At 61.7% G+C, this 23,157-nt stretch carries 21 protein-coding genes and 1 other RNA gene; 18 read left to right on the forward strand and 4 right to left on the reverse strand.

What is annotated here, in order from left to right; genetic code table 11:
• Positions 1 to 19: 19 nt before the first annotated feature.
• The 4 genes from J4D52_RS11680 to J4D52_RS11695 form a co-directional block, all read right to left on the reverse strand.
• Positions 20 to 598 (reverse strand): BON domain-containing protein, encoded by a 579-nt coding sequence (locus J4D52_RS11680; protein ID WP_007928462.1) that lies wholly within the window; start codon positions 596 to 598, stop codon positions 20 to 22.
• Entirely contained in the window at positions 595 to 1,188 is a 594-nt protein-coding gene (locus J4D52_RS11685; protein ID WP_007928463.1) for a phosphoheptose isomerase, read from the reverse strand. The genes J4D52_RS11680 and J4D52_RS11685 overlap by 4 nt, the downstream gene beginning before the upstream one ends.
• A 107-nt stretch (positions 1,189 to 1,295) precedes the next feature.
• Positions 1,296 to 1,667, reverse strand: coding sequence for a YraN family protein (locus J4D52_RS11690; RefSeq protein ID WP_007928464.1), 372 nt, complete (start codon positions 1,665 to 1,667; stop codon positions 1,296 to 1,298).
• Positions 1,667 to 3,478 (reverse strand): penicillin-binding protein activator, encoded by a 1,812-nt coding sequence (locus J4D52_RS11695; RefSeq protein WP_102676030.1) that lies wholly within the window; start codon positions 3,476 to 3,478, stop codon positions 1,667 to 1,669. Before J4D52_RS11695 ends, J4D52_RS11690 begins: the two co-directional genes overlap by 1 nt.
• Before the next feature lie 237 nt (positions 3,479 to 3,715).
• Here J4D52_RS11695 and rsmI point away from each other — a divergent pair, with 237 nt between their 5' ends.
• The 18 genes from rsmI to lpxC all read left to right on the forward strand — a co-directional run bounded on the left by rsmI (position 3,716) and on the right by lpxC (position 23,090).
• Positions 3,716 to 4,570, forward strand: coding sequence for a 16S rRNA (cytidine(1402)-2'-O)-methyltransferase (gene rsmI, locus J4D52_RS11700; protein ID WP_173678517.1), 855 nt, complete (start codon positions 3,716 to 3,718; stop codon positions 4,568 to 4,570).
• 73 nt (positions 4,571 to 4,643) lie between these two features.
• Positions 4,644 to 4,997: RNase P RNA component class A (rnpB, locus tag J4D52_RS11705), an RNA gene on the forward strand.
• Positions 4,998 to 5,305: 308 nt separating this feature from the next.
• Positions 5,306 to 5,761 carry a division/cell wall cluster transcriptional repressor MraZ gene (gene mraZ, locus J4D52_RS11710; RefSeq protein WP_003205355.1) on the forward strand — a complete coding sequence of 152 codons (456 nt, stop codon included), beginning with the start codon at positions 5,306 to 5,308 and terminating at the stop codon, positions 5,759 to 5,761.
• Entirely contained in the window at positions 5,758 to 6,705 is a 948-nt protein-coding gene (gene rsmH, locus J4D52_RS11715) for a 16S rRNA (cytosine(1402)-N(4))-methyltransferase RsmH (RefSeq protein ID WP_371860264.1), read from the forward strand. Before mraZ ends, rsmH begins: the two co-directional genes overlap by 4 nt.
• Entirely contained in the window at positions 6,702 to 6,995 is a 294-nt protein-coding gene (ftsL, locus tag J4D52_RS11720; protein WP_009050721.1) for a cell division protein FtsL, read from the forward strand. The genes rsmH and ftsL overlap by 4 nt, the downstream gene beginning before the upstream one ends.
• Positions 6,995 to 8,719: a penicillin-binding protein 2 gene (locus J4D52_RS11725; protein ID WP_169914963.1), complete on the forward strand. Its 1,725-nt coding sequence runs from the start codon at positions 6,995 to 6,997 to the stop codon at positions 8,717 to 8,719. Before ftsL ends, J4D52_RS11725 begins: the two co-directional genes overlap by 1 nt.
• Positions 8,719 to 10,182, forward strand: a complete 1,464-nt coding sequence (locus J4D52_RS11730) for a UDP-N-acetylmuramoyl-L-alanyl-D-glutamate--2,6-diaminopimelate ligase (RefSeq protein WP_025806191.1) — start codon at positions 8,719 to 8,721, stop codon at positions 10,180 to 10,182. The genes J4D52_RS11725 and J4D52_RS11730 overlap by 1 nt, the downstream gene beginning before the upstream one ends.
• Positions 10,175 to 11,542, forward strand: a complete 1,368-nt coding sequence (murF, locus tag J4D52_RS11735) for a UDP-N-acetylmuramoyl-tripeptide--D-alanyl-D-alanine ligase (protein ID WP_102676033.1) — start codon at positions 10,175 to 10,177, stop codon at positions 11,540 to 11,542. The genes J4D52_RS11730 and murF overlap by 8 nt, the downstream gene beginning before the upstream one ends.
• Positions 11,542 to 12,624, forward strand: coding sequence for a phospho-N-acetylmuramoyl-pentapeptide-transferase (mraY, locus tag J4D52_RS11740; protein WP_007928475.1), 1,083 nt, complete (start codon positions 11,542 to 11,544; stop codon positions 12,622 to 12,624). The genes murF and mraY overlap by 1 nt, the downstream gene beginning before the upstream one ends.
• Positions 12,625 to 12,629: 5 nt before the next feature.
• Complete coding sequence (gene murD, locus J4D52_RS11745; RefSeq protein ID WP_102676034.1) at positions 12,630 to 13,976, forward strand: UDP-N-acetylmuramoyl-L-alanine--D-glutamate ligase; 1,347 nt, start codon at positions 12,630 to 12,632, stop codon at positions 13,974 to 13,976.
• Positions 13,973 to 15,190 carry a putative lipid II flippase FtsW gene (gene ftsW, locus J4D52_RS11750; RefSeq protein ID WP_007928477.1) on the forward strand — a complete coding sequence of 406 codons (1,218 nt, stop codon included), beginning with the start codon at positions 13,973 to 13,975 and terminating at the stop codon, positions 15,188 to 15,190. Before murD ends, ftsW begins: the two co-directional genes overlap by 4 nt.
• Positions 15,180 to 16,250 carry an undecaprenyldiphospho-muramoylpentapeptide beta-N-acetylglucosaminyltransferase gene (gene murG, locus J4D52_RS11755; RefSeq protein ID WP_009050717.1) on the forward strand — a complete coding sequence of 357 codons (1,071 nt, stop codon included), beginning with the start codon at positions 15,180 to 15,182 and terminating at the stop codon, positions 16,248 to 16,250. The genes ftsW and murG overlap by 11 nt, the downstream gene beginning before the upstream one ends.
• Positions 16,243 to 17,700 (forward strand): UDP-N-acetylmuramate--L-alanine ligase, encoded by a 1,458-nt coding sequence (murC, locus tag J4D52_RS11760; protein ID WP_102676035.1) that lies wholly within the window; start codon positions 16,243 to 16,245, stop codon positions 17,698 to 17,700. Before murG ends, murC begins: the two co-directional genes overlap by 8 nt.
• Positions 17,697 to 18,665 (forward strand): D-alanine--D-alanine ligase, encoded by a 969-nt coding sequence (locus J4D52_RS11765; protein WP_053280800.1) that lies wholly within the window; start codon positions 17,697 to 17,699, stop codon positions 18,663 to 18,665. Before murC ends, J4D52_RS11765 begins: the two co-directional genes overlap by 4 nt.
• A 4-nt stretch (positions 18,666 to 18,669) precedes the next feature.
• Positions 18,670 to 19,536 (forward strand): cell division protein FtsQ/DivIB, encoded by an 867-nt coding sequence (locus J4D52_RS11770; RefSeq protein ID WP_025806183.1) that lies wholly within the window; start codon positions 18,670 to 18,672, stop codon positions 19,534 to 19,536.
• A gap of 14 nt (positions 19,537 to 19,550) precedes the next feature.
• Positions 19,551 to 20,810 carry a cell division protein FtsA gene (gene ftsA / locus J4D52_RS11775; RefSeq protein ID WP_007922131.1) on the forward strand — a complete coding sequence of 420 codons (1,260 nt, stop codon included), beginning with the start codon at positions 19,551 to 19,553 and terminating at the stop codon, positions 20,808 to 20,810.
• Between the two features lie 65 nt (positions 20,811 to 20,875).
• Complete coding sequence (gene ftsZ / locus J4D52_RS11780; RefSeq protein WP_007922129.1) at positions 20,876 to 22,066, forward strand: cell division protein FtsZ; 1,191 nt, start codon at positions 20,876 to 20,878, stop codon at positions 22,064 to 22,066.
• 112 nt (positions 22,067 to 22,178) lie between these two features.
• Complete coding sequence (gene lpxC, locus J4D52_RS11785) at positions 22,179 to 23,090, forward strand: UDP-3-O-acyl-N-acetylglucosamine deacetylase (protein WP_009045509.1); 912 nt, start codon at positions 22,179 to 22,181, stop codon at positions 23,088 to 23,090.
• The last annotated feature ends 67 nt before the right edge of the window (positions 23,091 to 23,157 follow it).

A 23,157-nucleotide genomic window follows, 5' to 3' on the forward strand; every position in this document is an offset into this window, starting at 1 on the left:
CCCGTACCTTTCGCCTGCATCAGTCGATGTATTCGAACAGTTTGACGATTTTCTGCACGCCGGAAACGCCCTGTACCAGGTTGGTCGCCTGGGTGGCCTCCTGTTGAGTCAGCAGGCCCAGCAGGTAGACGATGCCGTTTTCCGTCACGACCTTGATGCGCGAGCCTGGAATGCTGGCGTCGGTCAGCATCTGGGTCTTGATCTTGGTGGTCAGCCAGGCATCGTTCTGCCGGGCCAGCAGAGAGGAGGGTGGCAGAACCTGCAGTTCGTTGTGGACCTTCTTCACTCGTTGCACGGCGCTGGCGGCCTGCTCGGCGAGTGTCTTGAGGTCGGCGCGCGGGGTCTGGCCAGCCAGCAGGACGATGCCGTTGAAGCTGGTCACCACGATGTGCGAGTTGTGGTCCAGGTCCGGGCTGGCCTTGGCGACGTTCACTTCGACTTTGGTCTGGATCAGTGAGTCATCGATCTTGCTACCGAAGGTGCGGGTACCGCGGTCATCTTCGATCGGGCTTTCGCGGGTGGCGGTAATCACCGAGCTGCAACCGCTGATGCTCAAGGCTAGGGTCAGGGCCAGTAGGCCAAGGCGATTAGGGGTCATTCTTCACTCCCGAACAGTTGGCTGTCGATCAAGTCGCAGAGGCAGTGGATCGCCAGCAGGTGGACTTCCTGGATGCGTGCAGTGACGTTGGCGGGTACGCGAATCTCGACATCTTCCGGCAATAGCAGGGATGCCATGCCGCCGCCATCGCGACCGGTCAATGCTACGACAATCATTTCGCGATCATGTGCGGCCTGGATCGCTTGAATAATGTTCGCTGAGTTGCCACTGGTGGAAATCGCCAGCAGGACGTCGCCGGGCTGGCCCAGGGCGCGAATCTGCTTGGAAAAGACTTCGTTGTAGCTGTAGTCGTTGGCGATCGAGGTGATCGTCGAGCTGTCGGTGGTCAGCGCAATGGCTGGCAGGCTCGGGCGCTCGCGCTCGAAACGGTTGAGCAGCTCGGAAGAAAAGTGCTGGGCATCGCCGGCCGAGCCGCCGTTGCCGCAGGAAAGCATTTTCCCTTCGTTGAGCAGGGCGTTGACCATGACCTGGCTGGCTTGCTCGATGTGCGGTGCAAGTACGTCCATCGCCTGCTGCTTGGTGTCGATACTGGCCTGAAAAAGCTGGCGAATTCGGGATTGCATGTCCATCTGTGTGACCTTAAGTGGCGCGGCTTTCTGGCACATGAATGTGCTGCCCGCAAAGCAAAGAGCAAAAATGTTGAGTGAAAATGTCCGGCTCGGCCCGAGAGCGTCGATCAGCTTTCAAAGGCATTCCGTAGCCAGTTCAAATGAGTTGTCGTGCCTGGGGCGCTGTCTATGGCGACCACATCGAAACGGCAAGGGTGGTTGGACCAGCGCGACTCGCGCTGCAGGAAAAACTGTGCGGCGAGTATCAGTTTCTGACGCTTGCGTGCGTCGATACTGCCCAGTGCGCCACCCCATTGCGTGTGTTGTCTGTAGCGGACTTCGACGAATACTACTGTATCGCCGTCAAGCATGACCAGATCAAGCTCGCCGCGTTTGCACAACCAGTTCTGCGCCAGCAGGCGCAGCCCCTGTTGTTCAAGATGCCGGAGCGCTTGGGCTTCGGCATCCTGACCGCTTTGCTGGCGTGATCTTTGTGGCATTAACGCTGGGTGTCGGGCAGGCGAGTGATCTGGCCGCTGACGAACTCGGCCCACGGCAGCTGGCGTTGAACGCGCTGGCTCGGGCTCATGGTCAGGCTGCCCGACAGGCCTTCGATGCGGCTGTCCGGCAGTGCCTTGAGTTGCCCCAGGCGTGGCGCCAGGCGGTAGGCGTCGGCACCCATCGCATACAGTCGGCCCAGGCTGCCACCGGCTTGTGGCCACTGCGCGGCGACCTGACGGCGCAGCGGATCATTGGCGTCCAGCAGCCAAGGTGTTTCGCAGAAACGTACGCCGTTCATGTCGTTGTACTGGTTCTGGTCGCCGCTGGCGCTGAAGACGTGGGAGGTGGCATAGACGGGTACATCGCCGGCGTACTGAAAGTTCAGGGTCGGCTTGATCTGTTGTGCCTGTTGCGGAGTGGACGCGAGGAAGATGAACTCGATGTCCTGGCGACGCGAAGGTTGTGCGGCCACCTGAGTGCCGGCGGCATTCTGCAGGCTCTTGGCGCGGGCTTCGCTCTGGCGCAGTTGGAACAGGTCGGCAATCTGCTGGGCCAGGGCTACCGGCTGATCGACGCGTTCGATACCGACCACGCTACCGCCGTTGCTTTCCCAGTCCTGACGGAAAGCCTTGAGCACACGATCGCCCCATTCGCCGCGTGGCACCAGGACAGCGGCGCGGTGCAGGCCGTCGGCGCGGGCGCGGCGGGAAACTTCGCGAGCTTCGTCTTCGGCGGCCAAGCCGAACTGGAACAGTTGCGCCGGGCCTTGCTCGCCTTCGCTGTAGTTCAGCGCCAGGGTGGTGATAGGCAGTTGCGGGCGGGCGGCGAGCTGTTTGACCAGCGGTTTTTCCAGGGGGCCGACGACCAGTTGCACGCCATCTGCCTGGGCCTTGCGATAGAAGTCATCCAGCGAAGTCAGGCGCGAGCTGTCGTAGAACTCGATGCTGGGTGGTTTCTGCCCGGCTTGCTGGGCTTGATAGTGCGCGGCCATGAAGCCGTCGCGCAGGGCCTTGGAGACTGCGGCCAATGGGCCGTCCTGCGGCAACAGCAGGGCGATCTTGGACAGCGGCTGGCTGGCCAGTTCCTTGAGTTTGGTGAGTGGCAGCGGCAACTGAATGGCGGCCGGATGCTTGGGGTTCTGTGCGCGCCAGTTGTCGATGGCGGCCTGCTGCTGTTCCAGGGTACCGGCAGTCTTCACTGCCAGCGCCAGGCTCATCCAGCCGCCCAGGTCATCGTTGCTGACGGCTTGCAGTTGATCGCTCGGCAAGCTGGCAATCAATGCCCAGATGGCTTCATGGTTCTTGCTCGCGGCGTCGTCCTTGAGCAGTGGTGCAATGAAAATGCGTTCCCGTGCCGCGGCGAGGGCCTGGCCGTCAGCTTCGAGAGCGCGAGCATGGACGGTGCCGGTGCGGATCTGCTGGTTTTCCGGCAGTTCGCTCAGGCGTTGCAGGCTCGGATGGCTCAGGGCAGTCAAGGCGGCCTTTGGCTGGTTGCGAGTCATGGCCAGTTCGGCGGCCAGGGTGCTGGCGAAAACCTGCTGGCCGGGCTTGAGCTGCTCCATCGGCACTTGTTGCAGAATCTGTGCGGCCTGGCCGGCGTTGCCTTGGCGGTAGGCCAGGTCGGCAGCGCTCAAGCGCAGCAGGGCTGCCTTGTCGGGTGTTTTGCTGTTGGCGGCCTGTTCGAGCAGTTGCTCGATGCTGGCATCCGGGGTCCGTGGAAGTTCGCCAAGGCTGGAGGAGGGCGAGCTGGCGCAAGCTGCCAGGAGGGCAGCAAGGCATAAGGCAGAGAACAGCCGCAGGCAAGCGATCATGTAAGTGTTCCTGATACTCGATCAAATTAGCGTGGAATTGTACCCAAGCACTGGCCGGGGCGCGATGTTGCTGGCAATAAACCGTCTATTTTAGGTCGTGCAAATGTTGCAGTGCTTTAGAACGGCTGGCGTTGTCACGGGCGCAAGGTGCCTGTGACGCGCATTCCGAAGGCTTCTACGCGCTACAATGTCGCTTTTACCGATCAAGAGGTGTGCGCTTTGACTGCTCCAGGTCCTTTGAATTCCGCTGCTGGCTCGCTTTATGTGGTGGCGACGCCCATCGGCAACCTGGACGACATCAGTGCCCGGGCCTTGAAGATCTTGCGTGAGGTGGCGTTGATCGCCGCCGAGGATACGCGTCACTCGCAGCGCTTGATGCAGCACTTCGGCATTTCCACGCCGCTGGCCGCCTGCCATGAACATAACGAACGGGATGAAGGCAGCCGCTTTCTCACGCGTCTGTTGGCGGGAGACAGCGTTGCGCTGATTTCCGACGCGGGCACGCCGTTGATCTCCGATCCGGGTTACCACCTGGTGCGTCAGGCGCGGGCGGCGGGTATCAATGTCGTTCCGGTTCCTGGGGCCTGCGCTCTGGTTGCTGCCTTGTCGGCGGCGGGGCTGCCTTCCGATCGTTTTATCTTCGAAGGATTTCTGCCGGCCAAGGCGGTGGGGCGGCGCGGGCGTCTTGAGCTATTAAAGGAAGAGCCGCGCACGCTGATTTTCTATGAGGCGCCACACCGCATTCTCGAGTGCCTGCAGGATATGGAATTGGTGTTCGGTGGCGAGCGTCCGGCATTGCTGGCCCGGGAACTGACCAAGACCTTTGAAACCCTCAAGGGGCTGCCGCTTTCGGAGTTGCGGGCTTTCGTCGAGGCGGACAGCAATCAGCAGCGCGGCGAATGCGTGGTGCTGGTGGCGGGATGGTCGGCACCGGAAAGTGATGAGGCCGTGAGCGGTGAGGCGATGCGGGTTCTCGACCTGCTGCTCAAGGAGATGCCGCTCAAGCGGGCCGCGGCATTGGCGGCGGAAATTACCGGCGTGCGCAAGAATGTTCTCTATCAGGTGGCGCTGGATAAACAGAAAGGCGAGTAAACGCGATCGGCGGAATGGCAAAAGGCTTTTATCACTTGTTCTTCCGCCGCTCTGCCGTTAACCTGCGCGGCGGAGAGTCGATTGGACAGTCGCTGCCCTCTATGAAAATTAGAGGGGGGAGGAAAGTCCGGGCTCCATAGGGCGGAGTGCCAGGTAATGCCTGGGAGGCGTGAGCCTACGGAAAGTGCCACAGAAAATAACCGCCTAAGCACTTCGGTGCCGGTAAGGGTGAAAAGGTGCGGTAAGAGCGCACCGCACGTCTGGCAACAGTTCGTGGCTAGGTAAACCCCACTCGGAGCAAGACCAAATAGGGTTCCAAGGCGTGGCCCGCGCTGGAACCGGGTAGGTTGCTAAAGATGTCCAGCGATGGCCATCGTAGAGGAATGACTGTCCTCGACAGAACCCGGCTTACAGATCGACTCTCCACCTTTTCCCTCCCTGCTTGAATCAATAGCAGAAGCGCTTTTGTAATACCGAAAAGATCTTACTCTTAACAAATTACTTTAACTTCGCGATACAGCTTCTTGAGCTGATTGAAGTTATTGCGCCAAATCCCTCGCCAAATTCCCGTTACCCCTCCTTTTAGTCTCCTAAATCTCCGTTCTATAAGGCTTTTCCGTCGCTCCGTGCCTTGACGGTGTGGTGGGCGCATTCCTATAGTGTGCGCAAGTGGCGGAAAGTGGCATGAAGTGGGTTTTTTGAGCGTAAAACGCTAAAATTTGGAGAAACGCTGACGTGTTTCGCGGAGCTAACGCTATCAGTCTCGACGCAAAGGGCCGTCTCGCCATGCCGAGCCGGTACCGTGACGAGCTCGTTTCGCGTAGTTCCGGGCAACTTATCGTCACTATTGATGCCGTTGATCCGTGTTTGTGTGTCTACCCCCTCGATGAGTGGGAAATTATTGAAACCAAGCTGCGCGCGCTGCCTTCGCTACGGGAAGAAAACCGCCGCTTGCAGCGTTTGCTGATTGGTAATGCCGTCGACCTCGAGCTCGATGGCAGTGGTCGTTTTCTGGTTCCGCCGCGTCTGCGCGAATACGCCAAATTGGATAAGCGCGCGATGTTGGTAGGCCAACTGAACAAGTTCCAACTGTGGGACGAGGATGCCTGGAATGCTGTTTCCGCAGCGGACCTGGCAGCTATTCAACAACCGGGCGCCATGCCTGATGAACTGCGTGATTTGATCCTGTGACTATTGATAGCGGCTTTAACCACATCACCGTACTGCTTGACGAAGCCGTCGAGGCTCTCGCCGTACGTCCTGATGGCTGCTATCTGGATGGCACCTTCGGTCGCGGCGGTCATAGTCGTCTGATCCTCAGCAAGCTCGGGCCGGATGGCCGGCTGCTCGGATTCGACAAAGATCCTCAAGCGATTGCCACCGGGCAAGCGCTAGCGGCCGAAGACGGCCGCTTTGTCGTTGTGCAGCGCAGCTTTGCCGAGCTGGGTTCGGAAGTGGCCGAGCGCGGCCTGGATGGCAAGGTCAGCGGCGTGCTGCTCGACCTGGGCGTATCCTCGCCGCAGCTCGACGATCCTGAACGCGGCTTCAGTTTTCTCAATGATGGTCCTCTGGACATGCGCATGGACCCGTCCCGCGGCATCAGCGCGGCGGAGTTCGTCAACACCGCGCCGGTGGAAGAAATCGCCCGTGTGTTCAAGGAATACGGCGAAGAGCGTTTCTCCGGCCGCATGGCTCGCGCCGTGGCTGAGCGCCGCGACGTTAAGCCGTTCGAGCGCACCGCCGACCTGGCGGAGGTCTTGAAAGTCGCCAACCCGGCCTGGGAAAAGGGCAAGAACCCGGCTACCCGTGCATTCCAGGGGTTGCGCATTCACGTCAACAACGAGCTGGGCGATCTCGAGGCCGGCCTCGACGCGGCGCTGGAATCTCTCGAAGTGGGCGGTCGTCTGGTGGTGATCAGCTTCCATTCCCTGGAAGATCGCATCGTCAAATTGTTCATGCGCAAGCTGGTGAAGGGCGAGGCGGACAACCTGCCTCGCAATCTGCCGGTGCGCCACGTGGCTTTCGAGCCGAAAATCAAAGTCCATGGCAAAGCGCAGACGGCCTCCGATGCCGAGCTCAAAGCCAACCCGCGTGCCCGTAGTGCTGTCATGCGCGTTGCGGAGAAGCTGCGGTGAGCAAGCTCTTCGCCAAGCCACTTCCAGGCGGAAGCTTTTTCATGCTTCTGCTGTTCATCGGCGTTCTTGTGTCCGCGATTGCGGTGTCCTACAGCGCCCACTGGAATCGTCAGCTGCTCAACACGCTGTACGGCGAGTTGAGTGTACGCGACAAGGCGCAGGCGGAGTGGGGGCGGCTGATTCTCGAACAAAGCACCTGGACCGCCCATAGCCGGATCGAAGTGCTGGCCACCGAACAACTGAAAATGCGTATTCCTGGCGCGGCAGAAGTCCAGATGGTGGCGCCATGATGAAGCTTGAAGGCGCACTCTTTCCCTGGCGGTTCCGCTTGGTGCTGAGTTTGCTCGGCATCATGGTGGCGGCGATCGCCTGGCGCATCATTGATCTGCAGGTGGTCGATCGCGACTTCCTCAAGGGGCAGGGCGATGCACGCAGCGTTCGGCATATTCCGATCCCGGCTCACCGTGGCCTGATCACCGACCGTAACGGCGAGCCGCTGGCCGTCAGTACGCCGGTGACCACCCTGTGGGCCAACGCCAAGGAAATGCAACTGGCCAAGGACAAGTGGCCAGCATTGGCTGCTGCCTTGGGGCAAGACCCAAAAGCACTGGCCGAGCGCCTTGAAGCTCAAGCCAATAAAGAGTTCATCTACCTGGTGCGCGGCCTGACGCCTGAGCAGGGCCAGCAGGTTCTCGATCTCAAGGTGCCGGGGGTTTATGGCATCGAAGAGTTCCGGCGTTTCTACCCTGCCGGCGAAGTGACCGCACACATGGTCGGCTTTACCGACATCGACGACCGCGGTCGCGAGGGGGTTGAACTGGCCTATGACGAGTGGCTGGCCGGGGTGCCGGGCAAGCGTCAGGTCATCAAGGATCGGCGCGGCAGACTGATCAAAGATGTCCAGGTCACCAAAAACGCCAAGGCCGGCAAGCCCTTGGCGTTGTCGATTGACCTGCGCCTGCAATACCTGGCCAACCGCGAACTGCGCAATGCCATCGTCGAGAACGGCGCCAAAGCCGGCAGCCTGGTCATCATGGATGTGAAGACCGGCGAGATCCTGGCCATGGTCAACCAGCCGACCTACAACCCGAACAACCGTCGCAACCTGCAACCGGCGATGATGCGCAACCGCGCCATGATCGACGTGTTCGAACCGGGTTCGACCATGAAAGCCATCTCCATGAGCGCGGCGCTGGAAACCGGCCGCTGGAAACCGAGTGACACCGTCGAGGTGTATCCGGGCACGCTGCAGATCGGCAAATACACCATTCGCGACGTATCCAAGAGCGAAGGCGCGGTGCTCGACCTGACCGGGATTCTGATCAATTCCAGTAACGTCGGCATGAGCAAGATCGCCTTCGACATCGGCGGCGAAGCCATCTTCCGTCTGGCCCAGAAAATCGGCCTCGGCCAGGACACCGGCCTCGGCTTCCCGGGCGAACGTGTCGGCAACCTGCCGAATTACCGTGAATGGCGCAAGGCCGAGACGGCCACACTGTCGTACGGCTACGGCATCTCGGTGACGGCGATCCAGTTGGTTCACGCCTTCTCGGCACTGGCCAACAACGGTCGCATCGCTCCACTGACTCTGATCAAAACCGACAGGACCCCGGAAACCACCCAGGTGATTCCGGAAAAGGTCGCCAAGACCATGCAAGGCATGTTGCAGCAGGTGATCGAGGCTCCGCGCGGCGTGTTCCGTGCCCAGGTGCCGGCTTATCACGTGGCCGGCAAGAGTGGTACCGCACGCAAGACTTCGGTCGGCACCAAGGGTTATGCCGAGAACTCCTACCGTTCGCTGTTCGCTGGTTTCGGCCCGATGAGCGATCCGCGCTACGCCATAGTCGTGGTGATCGACGAGCCGAGCAAGGCCGGCTACTTCGGTGGCCTGGTATCGGCGCCGGTGTTCAGCAAAGTGATGTCCGGCACCCTGCGTTTGATGAATATCTCGCCGGACAACCTGCCACCTACCCAACAAGCCAATGCGGCACCAGCTAAAGGAGGGCGCGGCTGATGTCTCTTAGCCTGAACAAGATTTTCGCCCACGCTGGTCGTGATCTGCTGATTCGCGAACTGACCCTGGACAGCCGCAATGTGCGCGCCGGCGATTTGTTTCTCGCGGTGCCTGGCGGCAAGTTCGATGGCCGTGCGCACATCGCCGATGCCTTGCAGCGCGGTGCGGCTGCCGTGGCTTATGAAGTCGAAGGCGCGACCGTCCTGCCGATTACCGACGTGCCGCTGATTCCGGTCAAAGGCCTGGCGGCGCAGTTGTCGGATATCGCCGGGCGTTTTTACGGCGATCCGAGTCGCAACCTCAACCTGATTGGTGTGACCGGTACCAACGGCAAGACCAGCGTGACCCAGTTGGTGGCGCAAGCGCTCGACCTGCTGGGCCAGCATTGCGGCATTGTCGGCACCCTCGGCAGCGGTTTTTATGGCGCGCTGCAAAGCGGGATGCACACCACGCCGAACCCGATTGCCGTGCAGGCCACCCTGGCCGACCTGAAAAAGGCCGGTGCCAAGGCCGTGGCGATGGAAGTGTCGTCCCATGGTCTCGACCAGGGGCGGGTCAGTGCTCTGGCCTTCGATGTGGCGGTGCTGACCAACCTGTCGCGTGACCATCTGGATTATCACGGCACCATGGAAGCCTACGGCTCCACCAAGGCCAAGCTGTTCGGCTGGACCGACCTGGGTTGCCGAGTCATCAACCTCGACGATGAGTTCGGTCGGCTGTTGGCCAGTGACGAACAGGATTCGCGGCTGATTACCTACAGCCTCGAGGATCCGCGGGCCTATCTGTACTGCCGCGAAGCGCAATTCGACGACGAAGGCGTGCGTGCGACCCTGGTGACTCCGCAGGGCGAACATCATCTGCGCAGCACCTTGCTCGGCCGTTTCAACCTGAGCAACGTGCTGGCCGCTGTCGGCGCCTTGCTCGGCCTGGATTACGCCCTCGACGAAATCCTCCACGTGCTGCCGAAACTGGAAGGTCCGGCCGGTCGCATGCAGCGCCTGGGCGGCGGTTCGCAACCGCTGGTGGTGGTCGATTACGCTCACACCCCGGATGCCCTGGAAAAAGTATTGCTGGCCCTGCGTCCCCACGCCAAGGGCCGTTTGCTGTGCCTGTTCGGCTGCGGCGGCGATCGCGATCGCGGCAAGCGTCCGCTGATGGCGGAAGTGGTCGAGCGCCTGGCCGACGGTGTGCTGGTTACCGACGACAACCCGCGTACGGAAGATCCGGCGCAGATTTTCGACGACATTCGTGCCGGTTTCAGCGCAGTGGACAAGGTCGAATTCGTTTCCGGTCGTGGCCTGGCCATCGCCCAACTGGTCGCCGGTGCTTCGGCGGATGACGTCATTGTCCTGGCCGGTAAAGGCCATGAGGACTATCAAGAAATCAACGGCGTACGTCTCGACTTCTCCGACCTGGTAGAAGCCGATCGGGCGCTGACCGCGTGGGAGGTGGCCCATGCTTAAGGCCCTGAAACTCAGTGAGCTGAGCGGACCGCTGGCGGGGCGCCTGCTGGCTGGCGATTGCAGCTTCGATGGCGTGAGCATCGACAGCCGGGCGATCAAGCCGGGCCAACTCTTTATTGCCCTGGCCGGCCCGCGTTTCGACGGGCATGACTACCTGAATGAAGTCGCCTCTAAAGGCGCCGTCGGAGCCCTGGTCGAACGCGAAGTGCCAGACAGCACGCTGCCGCAATTGCTGGTCAGCGATACCCGGCAGGCGCTCGGCCAACTGGGAGCCTTGAATCGCGCCGCTTTCACCAAACCTGTTGCGGCGATCACCGGCTCCAGCGGCAAGACCACGGTCAAGGAAATGCTGGCCAGCATCCTGCGTACGTGTGGGCCGGTGCTCGCCACGCGCGGTAATCTGAACAACGACCTGGGCGCACCCTTGACCTTGCTGGAGCTGGCCCCGGAGCACACCGCGGCCGTGATCGAGCTGGGGGCTTCGCGCATTGGCGAAATTGCCTACACCGTGGCGATGACCAAGCCGCAGGTCACCATCATCAACAACGCCGGTACCGCCCATGTTGGCGAGTTTGGCGGGCCGGAAAAAATCGTCGAGGCCAAGGGCGAGATCCTTGAAGGGCTGGATGCTTCCGGTATCGCCGTGCTCAATCTCGACGACAAGGCCTTCCCGATCTGGAAAGCCCGCGCCGCTGGCCGTCAGGTGCTGAGTTTTGCCCTGACCAACAATGCCGCCGACTTTTACGCCTCGGATATCCAGCGCGATGCCCGTGGTTGCCCGAACTTCACCCTGCACGCTGGCAACGGCTCCGAGCGGATCCAATTGAACCTGCTGGGCACCCATAACGTGGCCAATGCCCTGGCCGCTGCCGCTGCCGCTCATGCCCTGGGCGTGTCGCTGTTCGGCATCGCCACAGGGCTCAACGCGGTGCAGCCGGTCAAGGGCCGTACCGTCGCCCAGTTGGCGAAAAACGGCATGCGGGTAATCGACGACACCTACAACGCGAACCCCACGTCAATGTGCGCGGCCGTTGATATACTTGCCGGCTTTTCCGGCCGCACCGTCCTGGTGCTCGGAGATATCGGCGAGTTGGGCGATTGGGCGGAGCAGGGGCACCGCGAAGTGGGTGCTTATGCCGCCGGCAAGGTGTCGGCGCTCTACGCCGTGGGCCCGATGATGGCCCATGCGGTCGCCGCCTTCGGTGAGCACGCCCGACACTTCGCCAGCCAGGCCGAGCTGATCGCAGCCCTGGGCGCCGAGCAAGATACAAACACCACTATTTTGATCAAGGGATCGCGCAGCGCGGTGATGGAAAACATCGTCGCGGCTTTGTGTGGTTCCAGCACGGAGAAACATTGATGCTGCTGCTGCTAGCGGAGTACCTGCAACAGTTCTACAAAGGCTTCGCGGTCTTTCAGTACCTGACCCTGCGCGGGATTCTCGGGGTACTGACTGCGCTGGTGCTGTCCTTGTGGCTGGGGCCGTGGATGATCCGCACTTTGCAGACCCGCCAGATCGGCCAGGCCGTGCGTAACGACGGCCCGCAATCGCACCTCTCCAAGTCGGGCACCCCGACCATGGGCGGCGCGCTGATCCTTTCGGCAATCGGTATCAGCACCCTGCTGTGGGCCGACCTGAGCAACCGTTATGTGTGGGTGGTGTTGCTGGTCACCCTGCTGTTCGGGGCCATCGGCTGGGTCGATGACTATCGCAAGGTGATCGAGAAGAACTCCCGTGGCCTGCCTAGCCGCTGGAAGTACTTCTGGCAGTCGGTATTTGGCCTGGGCGCGGCGATCTTCCTGTATGTCACCGCGCAAACCCCGGTCGAAACCACCTTGCTGATCCCTATGCTCAAGGATGTCAGCATTCCGCTGGGCATCGGTTTCGTGGTCCTGACCTATTTCGTGATCGTCGGCTCCAGCAACGCGGTCAACCTGACCGACGGCCTCGACGGCCTGGCGATCATGCCGACCGTGATGGTGGGCGGCGCCCTGGGCATCTTCTGCTACCTGTCGGGTAACGTGAAGTTCGCCGAATACCTGCTGATTCCTTACGTTCCGGGCGCGGGTGAGCTGATCGTGTTCTGCGGCGCGCTGATCGGCGCCGGGCTGGGTTTCTTGTGGTTCAACACCTATCCGGCACAAGTCTTCATGGGCGACGTCGGCGCGCTGGCGCTGGGCGCGGCCCTGGGCACCATCGCGGTGATCGTTCGCCAGGAAATCGTCCTGTTCATCATGGGCGGCGTGTTCGTGATGGAAACCCTGTCGGTGGTCATTCAGGTTGCCTCCTTCAAGTTGACCGGTCGTCGTGTATTCCGCATGGCGCCGATTCACCACCACTTTGAACTCAAGGGCTGGCCCGAGCCGCGTGTGATCGTCCGTTTCTGGATCATCACCGTGATTCTCGTGCTGATCGGCCTTGCCACCCTGAAGCTGAGGTAGAACGAGTGTCTCTGATCGCTTCTGACCACTTCCGCATCGTTGTCGGCCTCGGCAAGAGCGGCATGTCCCTGGTTCGCTTCCTGGCGAACCGGGGCGTGTCGTTTGCCGTCGCCGATACGCGGGAAAATCCACCGGAACTGGCCACGCTGCGCCGTGACTATCCGCATGTGGAAGTGCGTTGTGGCGAGCTGGACGTCGACTTCCTGTGCCGTGCCGACGAGCTCTACGTGAGCCCTGGCCTGGCCCTGGCGACCCCGGCCCTGCAAGCCGCCGCTGCCCGTGGGGTGAAACTCTCCGGCGATATCGAGCTGTTCGCGCGTAACGCGAAGGCGCCGATCGTCGCCATCAGCGGTTCCAACGCGAAAAGCACCGTGACCACCCTGGTGGGGGAAATGGCCGCGGCGGCGGGCAAGCGGGTCGCCGTGGGCGGCAACCTGGGAACCCCGGCCCTGGACCTGCTCAGCGACGACGTCGAGCTGTACGTCATGGAACTGTCCAGCTTCCAGCTGGAAACCACCGACCAGCTGGGCGCCGAAGTGGCCACCGTGCTGAACATCAGCGAAGACCACATGGACCGCTACAGCGGCCTGCCGGCGTACCACCTGGCCAAGCACCGGATCTTCCGTGGCGCCCGGCAAGTGGTGTTCAACCGCCAGGATGCCCTGACCCGGCCATTGATCGGCGAAGGCCTGCCGTGCTGGACCTTCGGCCTGAGCAAACCCGACTTCAAGGCGTTCGGCCTGCGTGAAGAGAATGGTGAGAAATACCTGGCCTTCGAATTCCAGAACCTGATGCCGGTGCGCGAGCTGAAGATCCGCGGCGCCCATAACCAGTCCAACGCCCTCGCGGCGCTGGCCCTGGGGCATGCGGTCGGCCTGCCGTTCGACGCCATGCTCTCGGCCCTGCGCAGCTTCGCTGGCCTCGAGCACCGCTGCCAGTGGGTTCGCGACCTGGATGGTGTGGGTTATTACAACGATTCCAAGGCCACCAACGTTGGCGCCGCACTGGCGGCCATCGAAGGCCTGGGCGCGGACATCGACGGCAAGATCGTGCTGATCGCCGGTGGCGACGGCAAGGGTGCCGAGTTCAAGGACCTGCGCGATCCGGTGGCGGCCAACTGCCGCGCCGTGATCCTGATGGGCCGCGATTCCGACAAGATCGGCGAGGCCATCGGCGATGCCGTGCCGCTGATTCGTGTCGGCTCCCTGGGCGAAGCCGCGGCGCAATGCCGTGCCGCCGCCCTGGCCGGTGACGTGGTGTTGCTGTCGCCAGCCTGCGCCAGCTTCGACATGTTCAAGAATTACGAAGACCGTGGTCACCAGTTCGTCCGCGCTGTGGAGGATCTGGCATGAACCTGAGAGACATCATCAAGCCTTATCCATCGCCGATCATCACCGGGCGCGGCGTCGACCTCGACTTCCCGATGCTCGCCGGCTGCCTGACGCTGCTTGGCCTCGGCCTGATCATGATTGCCTCGGCCTCCACCGAAGTGGCGGCGGTGCAGTCGGGCAGCGCCCTGTACTACATGATTCGCCACCTGATCTACGTGGTGCTGGGCCTGGGGGCCTGCATTGTCACCATGATGATTCCGATCGCCACCTGGCAACGCCTGGGCTGGATGATGCTGCTCGGTGCCTTTGGTTTGCTGGTGATGGTGATCATTCCGGGGATCGGCCGTGAAGTGAACGGTTCGATGCGCTGGATCGGCTTCAGTTTCTTCAACGTCCAGCCTTCCGAGATCGCCAAGGTATTCGTGGTGATCTACCTCGCCGGTTACCTGGTACGTCGCCAGAAAGAAGTGCGCGAAAGCTGGATGGGCTTCTTCAAGCCGTTCATCGTGCTGTTGCCGATGGCTGGCCTGCTGCTGATGGAGCCGGACTTCGGTGCCACCGTGGTGATGATGGGGGCCGCGGCGGCGATGCTGTTCCTTGGCGGGGTCGGGCTGTTCCGTTTTTCCTTGATGGTGGTGCTGGCGGTCGCGGCGGTGGTCCTGCTGATTCAGATGCAGCCCTATCGAATGGCGCGTCTGACCAACTTTGCCGACCCCTGGGCCGACCAGTTCGGCGCTGGCTACCAGTTGTCCCAGGCCTTGATCGCTTTCGGCCGTGGCGAATGGCTGGGCGTTGGCCTGGGCAACAGTGTGCAGAAGCAGTTCTACCTGCCGGAAGCCCACACTGACTTCGTGTTCTCGGTATTGGCCGAAGAGCTGGGCGCCGTGGGCTCCCTGTGCACGGTGGCGCTGTTCGTCTTCGTCTGTATCCGTGGCATGTACATCGGCCTGTGGGCCGAGAAAGCCAAGCAGTTCTTTGCCGCCTATGTCGCTTATGGCCTGTCGTTCCTGTGGATCGGCCAGTTCCTGATCAACATCGGGGTGAACGTCGGCCTGCTGCCGACCAAAGGCCTGACCTTGCCGTTCCTCAGTTATGGCGGCAGTTCGTTGGTGATCTGCTGCGCCTGTCTGGGCCTGTTGCTGCGCATCGAGTGGGAGAGTCGGACCCACCTGGGCAGCGAAGAGATGGAGTTCAGCGAGAGTGACTTCGCCGAGGAGCCAAGCCATGGGCGCTAATGTGCTGATCATGGCCGGTGGCACCGGCGGTCACGTGTTCCCGGCGCTGGCCTGTGCCCGTGAGTTCCAGGCGCGCGGTTATACCGTGCACTGGCTCGGTACCCCGCGCGGTATCGAAAACGAGCTGGTGCCGAACGCCGGCCTGCAACTGCACCTGATCAACGTCAGCGGCCTGCGGGGTAAGAGCAAGCTGTCGCTGCTCAAGGCGCCATTCGTACTGCTCAAGGCAGTGCTGCAGGCGCGCCGGATCATTCGTCAGCTCAAGCCGGTCTGTGTACTGGGCTTTGGCGGTTATGTGACCGGCCCTGGCGGCGTCGCGGCAAAACTGTCCGGCGTGCCGGTGATCGTTCATGAACAGAACGCGGTCGCCGGTACCGCCAATCGGCTGCTGGTGCCGTTGTCGGCCCGAGTCTGCGAAGCTTTCCCGGACACCTTTGGTGCCTCCAGCAGCCGGCGTACCACCGGCAACCCGGTGCGCACCGAGCTGTTCCTCGATACACCGCGCGAGGCTTTGGCCGGACGCAAGGCGCGTTTGCTGATCCTGGGCGGAAGCCTGGGAGCAGAGCCGTTGAACAAGTTGCTGCCTGAAGCCCTGGCGCTGGTCTCCCCCGAGCTGCGTCCGGAAGTGTTTCATCAGGCCGGCAAAAACCACGATGAAGTGACTGCAGAGCGCTATCGCGCCGCTGGCGTCGAGGCGCAGGTGCAGCCGTTCATCAAAGACATGGCCCAAGCCTACGGCTGGGCTGACCTGGTGGTCTGTCGCGCAGGCGCGTTGACCGTCAGTGAACTGGCTGCCGCCGGTCTGCCTTCGATGCTCGTGCCTTTGCCTCACGCCATCGACGATCACCAGACCCGCAATGCCGATTATTTGGCTCGTGAAGGCGCCGCCTTCCTGATGCCGCAAAGAACGACTGGCGCAGCGGACCTTGCCGCTCGCCTGACAGAGGTTTTGATGCAACCGGAACGACTCAACAGCATGGCCGACGCAGCTCGTCGCCTGGCCAAACCCGATGCCACCCGTAGCGTGGTCGATATCTGCCTGGAGGTGGCCCATGGTTGAGAATCAGAAAGCCATGCCACAACCGGAAATGCGCCGCATCCGTCGCATCCACTTCGTCGGGATCGGCGGCGTGGGCATGTGCGGGATCGCCGAAGTGCTGCTGAACCTGGGCTACCAGGTCTCCGGCTCCGACCTCAAGGCTTCGCTGGTTACCGAGCGCCTCGAGTCCTTCGGTGCGCAGATCTTTATCGGTCACCGCGCCGAGAACGCCGCCAACGCCGATGTACTGGTGGTGTCCAGTGCCGTGAACACTTCCAACCCGGAAGTGGCCACCGCCCTGGAACGCCGTATCCCTGTAGTGCCGCGCGCGGAAATGCTGGCCGAGCTGATGCGCTACCGCCACGGCGTCGCCGTTGCCGGTACTCACGGCAAGACCACCACCACCAGCCTGCTGGCTTCGGTATTCGCCGCCGGCGGCCTGGACCCGACCTTCGTCATCGGTGGCCGGCTGAATGCAGCTGGGACCAATGCACAACTGGGCACCAGCCGCTACCTGATCGCCGAAGCCGATGAAAGCGACGCCAGCTTCCTGCACCTGCAGCCGCTGGTAGCGGTAGTGACCAACATCGACGCCGACCACATGGCGACCTACGACGGTGACTTCAACAAACTGAAGAAAACCTTCGTCGAGTTCCTGCACAACCTGCCGTTCTATGGCCTGGCCGTGCTGTGCCTGGACGACCCGGTGGTGCGCGAGATCCTGCCGCAGGTCAAGCGTCCGACCGTTACCTACGGTTTCAACGAAGGCGCTGACGTGCGGGCGATCAATGTCCGTCAGCAGGGCATGCAGACCTTCTTCACCGTGCTGCGTCCCGATCGCGAGCCTCTGGATGTCTCGGTGAACATGCCGGGCAACCACAACGTGCTGAACGCGCTGGCGACCATCTGTATCGCCACCGACGAAGGCATCAGCGATGAAGCCATCGTCCAGGGCCTGTCGGGCTTCCAGGGCGTGGGGCGACGCTTCCAGGTCTACGGCGAGCTGCCGGTGGAAGGCGGCAACGTGATGCTGGTGGACGACTACGGCCACCACCCGACCGAAGTCGCGGCGGTGATCAAGGCCGTGCGCGGTGGCTGGCCTGAGCGCCGCCTGGTGATGGTCTACCAGCCGCACCGTTTCAGCCGCACCCGAGACCTGTACGACGATTTCGTCCAGGTGCTGGCGGACGCCAACGTCCTGCTGTTGATGGAAGTCTATCCAGCGGGCGAAGAGCCGATCCCAGGGGCGGACAGCCGTCAGCTGTGCCACAGCATCCGTCAGCGCGGTCAGCTGGATCCGATCTACATCGAGCGTGGGGTCGACCTCGCGCCGCTGGTCAAGCCGCTGCTGCGCGCCGGCGACATCCTGCTGTGCCAGGGCGCCGGTGATATTGGCGGCCTTGCGCCGAAACTGCTGAACAGTCCGTTGTTCGCGGGTGCCGTGCCTGCCGGTCAGGGGAAGTTGAAATGACCGCCGCCTACGCCTCTCTGTTTTCGACCCTCGCGCCGAAGGATTTCGGTCGCGTCGCCGTGCTGTTCGGCGGCAAGAGCGCCGAGCGCGAAGTCTCGCTGAAGTCCGGCAACGCCGTGCTCGAAGCCTTGCTGAGCGCCGGTGTGGATGCCTTCGGCATCGACGTCGGTGACGACTTCCTGCAGCGCCTGCTGAACGAGAAGATCGACCGCGCCTTCATCATTCTCCACGGCCGTGGCGGCGAAGACGGCAGCATGCAGGGCCTGCTGGAATGCCTGGGCATTCCCTACACCGGCAGTGGCATCCTGGCCTCGGCGCTGGCGATGGACAAACTGCGTACCAAGCAGGTCTGGCACAGCCTCGGTATTCCGACGCCACGCCACGCCGTACTTGGCTCCGAGGCCGATTGTATTTGCGCGGCTACGGAACTGGGCATGCCTTTGATCGTCAAACCGGCGCATGAAGGTTCCAGTATTGGTATGGCCAAAGTGACATCCGCGTCCGAACTGATCGACGCATGGAAAGCGGCCAGCACCTACGACTCGCAAGTTCTGGTCGAACAATGGATTCAAGGTCCGGAGTTCACCATTGCCACGCTGCGCGGCCAGGTGTTGCCACCGATCGCCCTGGGCACGCCTCACACGTTTTACGACTACGACGCCAAGTACCTGGCTTCCGATACCCAGTACCGGATCCCGTGCGGCCTCGACAGTGACAAAGAGCAGGAGCTCATGGACCTGACGGCGAAAGCCTGCGGGGCGCTTGGTATCGCCGGTTGGGCGCGTGCCGACGTGATGCAGGACGCCGATGGCCAGTTCTGGTTCCTGGAAGTGAACACCGCTCCCGGCATGACCGATCACAGCCTGGTTCCGATGGCGGCCCGCGCCGCCGGTCTGGATTTCCAGCAGCTGGTTCTGGCCATCCTGGCGGAGAGTGTCGTCAGTAACGCAGAGCCGCGAGGTTAAGGCCATGCAAGGCGCCCAGCTACGTCATCAGCAACCCGCTCCCGGCCGCAAGCCGGTGCCGCGTGGTGCCAGCCGGATGGTGGCCAAGGAGCCGATGTCGGCGCGCCTGCCGAAAGCCAACTTTGGCGTGCTGAAAAGCTTGATGTGGCCGGTGCTGCTGGTCGCTCTGGGCTTTGGGACTTACGAGGGCGCGCAACGCCTGCTGCCCTATGCCGACCGGCCGATCACCAAGGTCGCGGTGCAGGGCGACCTGAGTTACATCAGCCAGCAGGCGGTGCAGCAGCGGATCGCGCCTTACGTCGCGTCGAGCTTCTTTACCATCGACCTGGCGAGCATGCGCACCGAGCTGGAACAGATGCCGTGGATCGCGCATGCCGAGGTACGGCGTGTGTGGCCGGACCAGGTGGTGATTCGCCTGGAAGAACAACTGCCGGTGGCCCGTTGGGGCGACGAGGCGCTGTTGAACAACCAGGGCCAGGCTTTCACCCCGCGTGAGCTGGCGAACTATGAGCACTTGCCACAGTTGTTCGGCCCGCAGCGGGCCCAGCAGCAGGTGATGCAGCAGTACCAGGTGTTGAGCCAGATGCTTCGCCCGATGGGTTTCTCCATCGCCCGTCTGGAGTTGCGCGAGCGCGGCAGCTGGTTCCTGACCACGGGGGCCGGCAGCGCCGGTCCTGGCATCGAGTTGTTGCTTGGACGCGATCACCTGGTGGAGAAGATGCGCCGCTTCATTGCCATTTATGAAAAAACGCTGAAAGAACAGATTACGAACATCGCGCGCATCGATCTGCGTTATGCCAACGGCCTGGCCGTCGGCTGGCGGGAACCTGTAGCGCCCACGACGGCCCAACCCGCCGTCGCGAAGAATTAAGAAGAGGCAGGACCATGGCAAACGTGCAAAGCGGCAAAATGATCGTCGGTCTGGATATCGGCACCTCCAAGGTGGTGGCGCTGGTAGGCGAGGTCGCGGCCGATGGCACGCTGGAAATCGTCGGTATCGGCACCCATCCATCGCGCGGCCTGAAGAAGGGCGTGGTGGTGAATATCGAGTCCACCGTTCAATCGATCCAGCGCGCGGTAGAAGAAGCGCAACTGATGGCCGGTTGCCGTATCCACTCGGCGTTCGTCGGCGTGGCGGGCAATCACATTCGCAGCCTGAACTCCCACGGCATCGTGGCGATTCGTGATCGCGAAGTGAGCTCGGCGGACCTGGAGCGGGTACTCGACGCGGCGCAGGCCGTGGCGATTCCGGCCGACCAGCGGGTGCTGCACACCCTGCCGCAGGATTACGTGATCGATAACCAGGAAGGCGTGCGCGAGCCTCTGGGCATGTCCGGCGTGCGTCTGGAAGCCAAGGTGCACGTGGTGACCTGCGCGGTGAATGCCGCCCAGAACATCGAAAAGTGCGTGCGTCGCTGCGGCCTGGAAATCGACGACATCATTCTCGAACAGCTGGCCTCGGCGTATTCGGTGCTGACCGACGACGAGAAAGAGCTGGGCGTGTGCCTGGTGGATATCGGTGGTGGTACCACCGACATCGCGATCTTCACCGAAGGTGCGATCCGCCATACCGCGGTGATCCCGATTGCCGGCGACCAGGTGACTAACGACATCGCCATGGCGCTGCGTACGCCGACCCAGTACGCCGAAGAAATCAAAATCCGTTACGCCTGCGCCCTGGCCAAGCTGGCCGGTGCCGGTGAAACCATCAAGGTGCCAAGCGTCGGCGACCGTCCACCGCGCGAGCTGTCCCGCCAGGCCCTGGCCGAAGTGGTCGAGCCGCGTTACGACGAGCTGTTCACCCTGATCCAGGCCGAACTGCGTCGCAGCGGCTACGAAGACCTGATCCCGGCCGGCATCGTGCTGACCGGCGGTACTTCGAAAATGGAAGGCGCGGTCGAACTGGCCGAAGAAATTTTCCACATGCCGGTCCGCCTGGGTGTGCCGCACACCGTCAAGGGCCTGTCCGACGTGGTGCGCAACCCGATCTATTCCACCGGCGTGGGCTTGCTGTTGTACGGGCTGCAGAAGCAGTCCGACGGTATCTCGTTCTCCGGCATCGGCAGCCGGGACAGCTACAGCAGCGACGAACCCAAGGCCGCCTTGCTCGATCGCATCAAGAGCTGGGTGCAGGGCAACTTCTAAAGATTTACCGCAACACCGTTGTAAGCAGTAGGCGAAAAAACTAGAGAAATGAAAGGAGAGGGAAAATGTTCGAACTCGTAGACAACGTCCCCGCAAGTCCGGTAATCAAGGTTATCGGTGTCGGCGGTGGCGGCGGCAACGCCGTCAATCACATGGTCAAGAGCAACATCGAAGGCGTCGAATTCATCTGCGCCAACACTGATGCTCAAGCGCTGAAAAACATCGGCGCGCGGACCATCCTGCAACTGGGTACCGGCGTGACCAAGGGCCTGGGTGCGGGTGCCAATCCTGAAGTCGGCCGTCAAGCCGCTCTGGAAGACCGCGAGCGTATCGCTGAAGTGCTGGCGGGCACCAACATGGTGTTCATCACTACCGGCATGGGCGGTGGTACCGGTACCGGTGCTGCGCCGATCATCGCCGAAGTGGCCAAGGAAATGGGCATCCTTACCGTTGCGGTAGTGACTCGTCCGTTCCCGTTCGAAGGCCGCAAGCGTATGCAGATCGCCGATGAAGGCATCCGCGCGCTGAGCGAAAGCGTCGATTCGTTGATCACCATTCCCAACGAAAAGCTGCTGACCATTCTCGGCAAGGACGCTAGCCTGCTGTCGGCTTTCGCCAAGGCCGACGACGTTCTGGCCGGTGCCGTTCGCGGTATCTCCGACATCATCAAGCGTCCAGGCATGATCAACGTCGACTTCGCCGACGTACGCACCGTGATGAGCGAAATGGGCATGGCGATGATGGGCACTGGCTGCGCCAGCGGTCCTAACCGTGCACGTGAAGCGACCGAAGCGGCGATCCGCAACCCGCTGCTGGAAGACGTGAACCTGCAAGGCGCGCGCGGCATCCTGGTGAACATCACCGCAGGTCCAGACCTGTCCCTGGGTGAGTACTCCGACGTGGGTAGCATCATCGAAGCCTTCGCTTCCGAGCACGCCATGGTCAAGGTCGGTACCGTTATCGATCCGGACATGCGCGACGAGCTGCACGTGACCGTGGTTGCCACGGGTCTGGGCGCGAAAATCGAGAAGCCTGTGAAGGTCATCGACAATACCGTGCAAACCTCCATGGCCGCTGCACAGGCGCCAGCACCTGCCCGTCAGGAACTGCCGTCGGTCAACTACCGTGATCTGGACCGTCCGACCGTCATGCGCAACCAGGCCCAGGCCAGTGCTGCGACTGCGGCGAAGCTGAATCCGCAAGATGATCTGGACTATCTGGACATCCCGGCTTTCCTGCGTCGCCAGGCCGATTGATGGAATGTATCAGGGGTATTAGGGTGATTGGTGTTCAGCAAAGGTCTGGTCTGCTATTATCGCCAGCCTTTGTTGATACCAGTTCGCAATTTGCGCTGAAGCGGCCCAAGCCATGATTAAACAACGCACCCTGAAGAATATTATCCGTGCCACAGGTGTAGGCCTGCACTCTGGGGAGAAGGTTTACCTGACCCTCAAGCCTGCGCCTGTCGACACCGGCATTGTGTTTTGTCGTGCCGACCTGGACCCTGTGGTGCAGATTCCTGCTCGCGCGGAAAACGTTGGTGAAACCACTATGTCGACCACACTGGTCAACGGTGACACCAAAGTGGACACGGTGGAGCACTTGCTCTCGGCCATGGCTGGCCTGGGCATCGATAACGCCTACGTCGAGCTCTCCGCGTCCGAAGTCCCGATCATGGATGGCAGCGCTGGACCCTTCGTATTCCTGATTCAATCTGCCGGCCTGGAAGAACAGGACGCAGCCAAGAAGTTCATCCGTATCCTTCGTGAGGTGACGGTGGAAGACGGCGACAAGCGCGCCACTTTCGTGCCTTTCGACGGTTTTAAAGTGAGCTTTGAGATCGATTTCGATCACCCGGTTTTCCGTGACCGCACCCAGAGTGCAAGCGTGGACTTTTCCAGCACGTCGTTCGTGAAGGAAGTCAGCCGCGCCCGTACCTTTGGTTTCATGAGTGATATCGAGTACCTGCGCAAGCACAACCTCGCACTCGGCGGCAGCGTGGAAAACGCCATTGTGGTCGACGCGGATGGTGTACTGAACGAAGACGGCCTTCGCTATGAAGACGAGTTCGTGAAGCACAAGATCCTCGACGCAATTGGTGACCTCTACCTGCTGGGCAACAGCCTGATAGGTGAGTTCAAAGGCTTCAAGTCGGGTCATGCACTGAACAACCAGCTTCTGCGCAAGCTCATTGAGCAGAAAGACGCTTGGGAAGTCGTGACCTTCGAAGATGCCAGCACTGCACCGATCTCTTACATGCGTCCAGTTGCGGCCGTGTAAGTAACACTCTCTTTCCTTTAGTTTTTAAAGGCTGCCTTCGGGTGGCCTTTTTTTATGTCCGCAGATT

Origin of the sequence: Pseudomonas sp. GW460-12-10-14-TSB1, assembly GCF_017349775.1 — a bacterium.
Taxonomy (GTDB): domain Bacteria; phylum Pseudomonadota; class Gammaproteobacteria; order Pseudomonadales; family Pseudomonadaceae; genus Aquipseudomonas; species Aquipseudomonas piscium.

Excerpts from the sequence above, each read along its gene's own strand:
- lpxC (WP_009045509.1), top strand. The coding sequence starts at position 22,179 with ATGATTAAACAACGCACCCTGAAGAATATTATCCGTGCCACAGGTGTA.
- J4D52_RS11730 (WP_025806191.1), top strand. The coding sequence starts at position 8,719 with ATGTCTCTTAGCCTGAACAAGATTTTCGCCCACGCTGGTCGTGATCTG.
- murG (WP_009050717.1), top strand. The coding sequence starts at position 15,180 with ATGGGCGCTAATGTGCTGATCATGGCCGGTGGCACCGGCGGTCACGTG.
- J4D52_RS11695 (WP_102676030.1), bottom strand. The coding sequence starts at position 3,478 with ATGATCGCTTGCCTGCGGCTGTTCTCTGCCTTATGCCTTGCTGCCCTC.
- J4D52_RS11690 (WP_007928464.1), bottom strand. The coding sequence starts at position 1,667 with ATGCCACAAAGATCACGCCAGCAAAGCGGTCAGGATGCCGAAGCCCAA.
- J4D52_RS11770 (WP_025806183.1), top strand. The coding sequence starts at position 18,670 with ATGCAAGGCGCCCAGCTACGTCATCAGCAACCCGCTCCCGGCCGCAAG.
- J4D52_RS11685 (WP_007928463.1), bottom strand. The coding sequence starts at position 1,188 with ATGGACATGCAATCCCGAATTCGCCAGCTTTTTCAGGCCAGTATCGAC.
- J4D52_RS11680 (WP_007928462.1), bottom strand. The coding sequence starts at position 598 with ATGACCCCTAATCGCCTTGGCCTACTGGCCCTGACCCTAGCCTTGAGC.
- ftsA (WP_007922131.1), top strand. The coding sequence starts at position 19,551 with ATGGCAAACGTGCAAAGCGGCAAAATGATCGTCGGTCTGGATATCGGC.
- ftsZ (WP_007922129.1), top strand. The coding sequence starts at position 20,876 with ATGTTCGAACTCGTAGACAACGTCCCCGCAAGTCCGGTAATCAAGGTT.
- mraY (WP_007928475.1), top strand. The coding sequence starts at position 11,542 with ATGCTGCTGCTGCTAGCGGAGTACCTGCAACAGTTCTACAAAGGCTTC.
- J4D52_RS11765 (WP_053280800.1), top strand. The coding sequence starts at position 17,697 with ATGACCGCCGCCTACGCCTCTCTGTTTTCGACCCTCGCGCCGAAGGAT.
- J4D52_RS11725 (WP_169914963.1), top strand. The coding sequence starts at position 6,995 with ATGAAGCTTGAAGGCGCACTCTTTCCCTGGCGGTTCCGCTTGGTGCTG.
- ftsW (WP_007928477.1), top strand. The coding sequence starts at position 13,973 with ATGAACCTGAGAGACATCATCAAGCCTTATCCATCGCCGATCATCACC.
- murC (WP_102676035.1), top strand. The coding sequence starts at position 16,243 with ATGGTTGAGAATCAGAAAGCCATGCCACAACCGGAAATGCGCCGCATC.
- murF (WP_102676033.1), top strand. The coding sequence starts at position 10,175 with ATGCTTAAGGCCCTGAAACTCAGTGAGCTGAGCGGACCGCTGGCGGGG.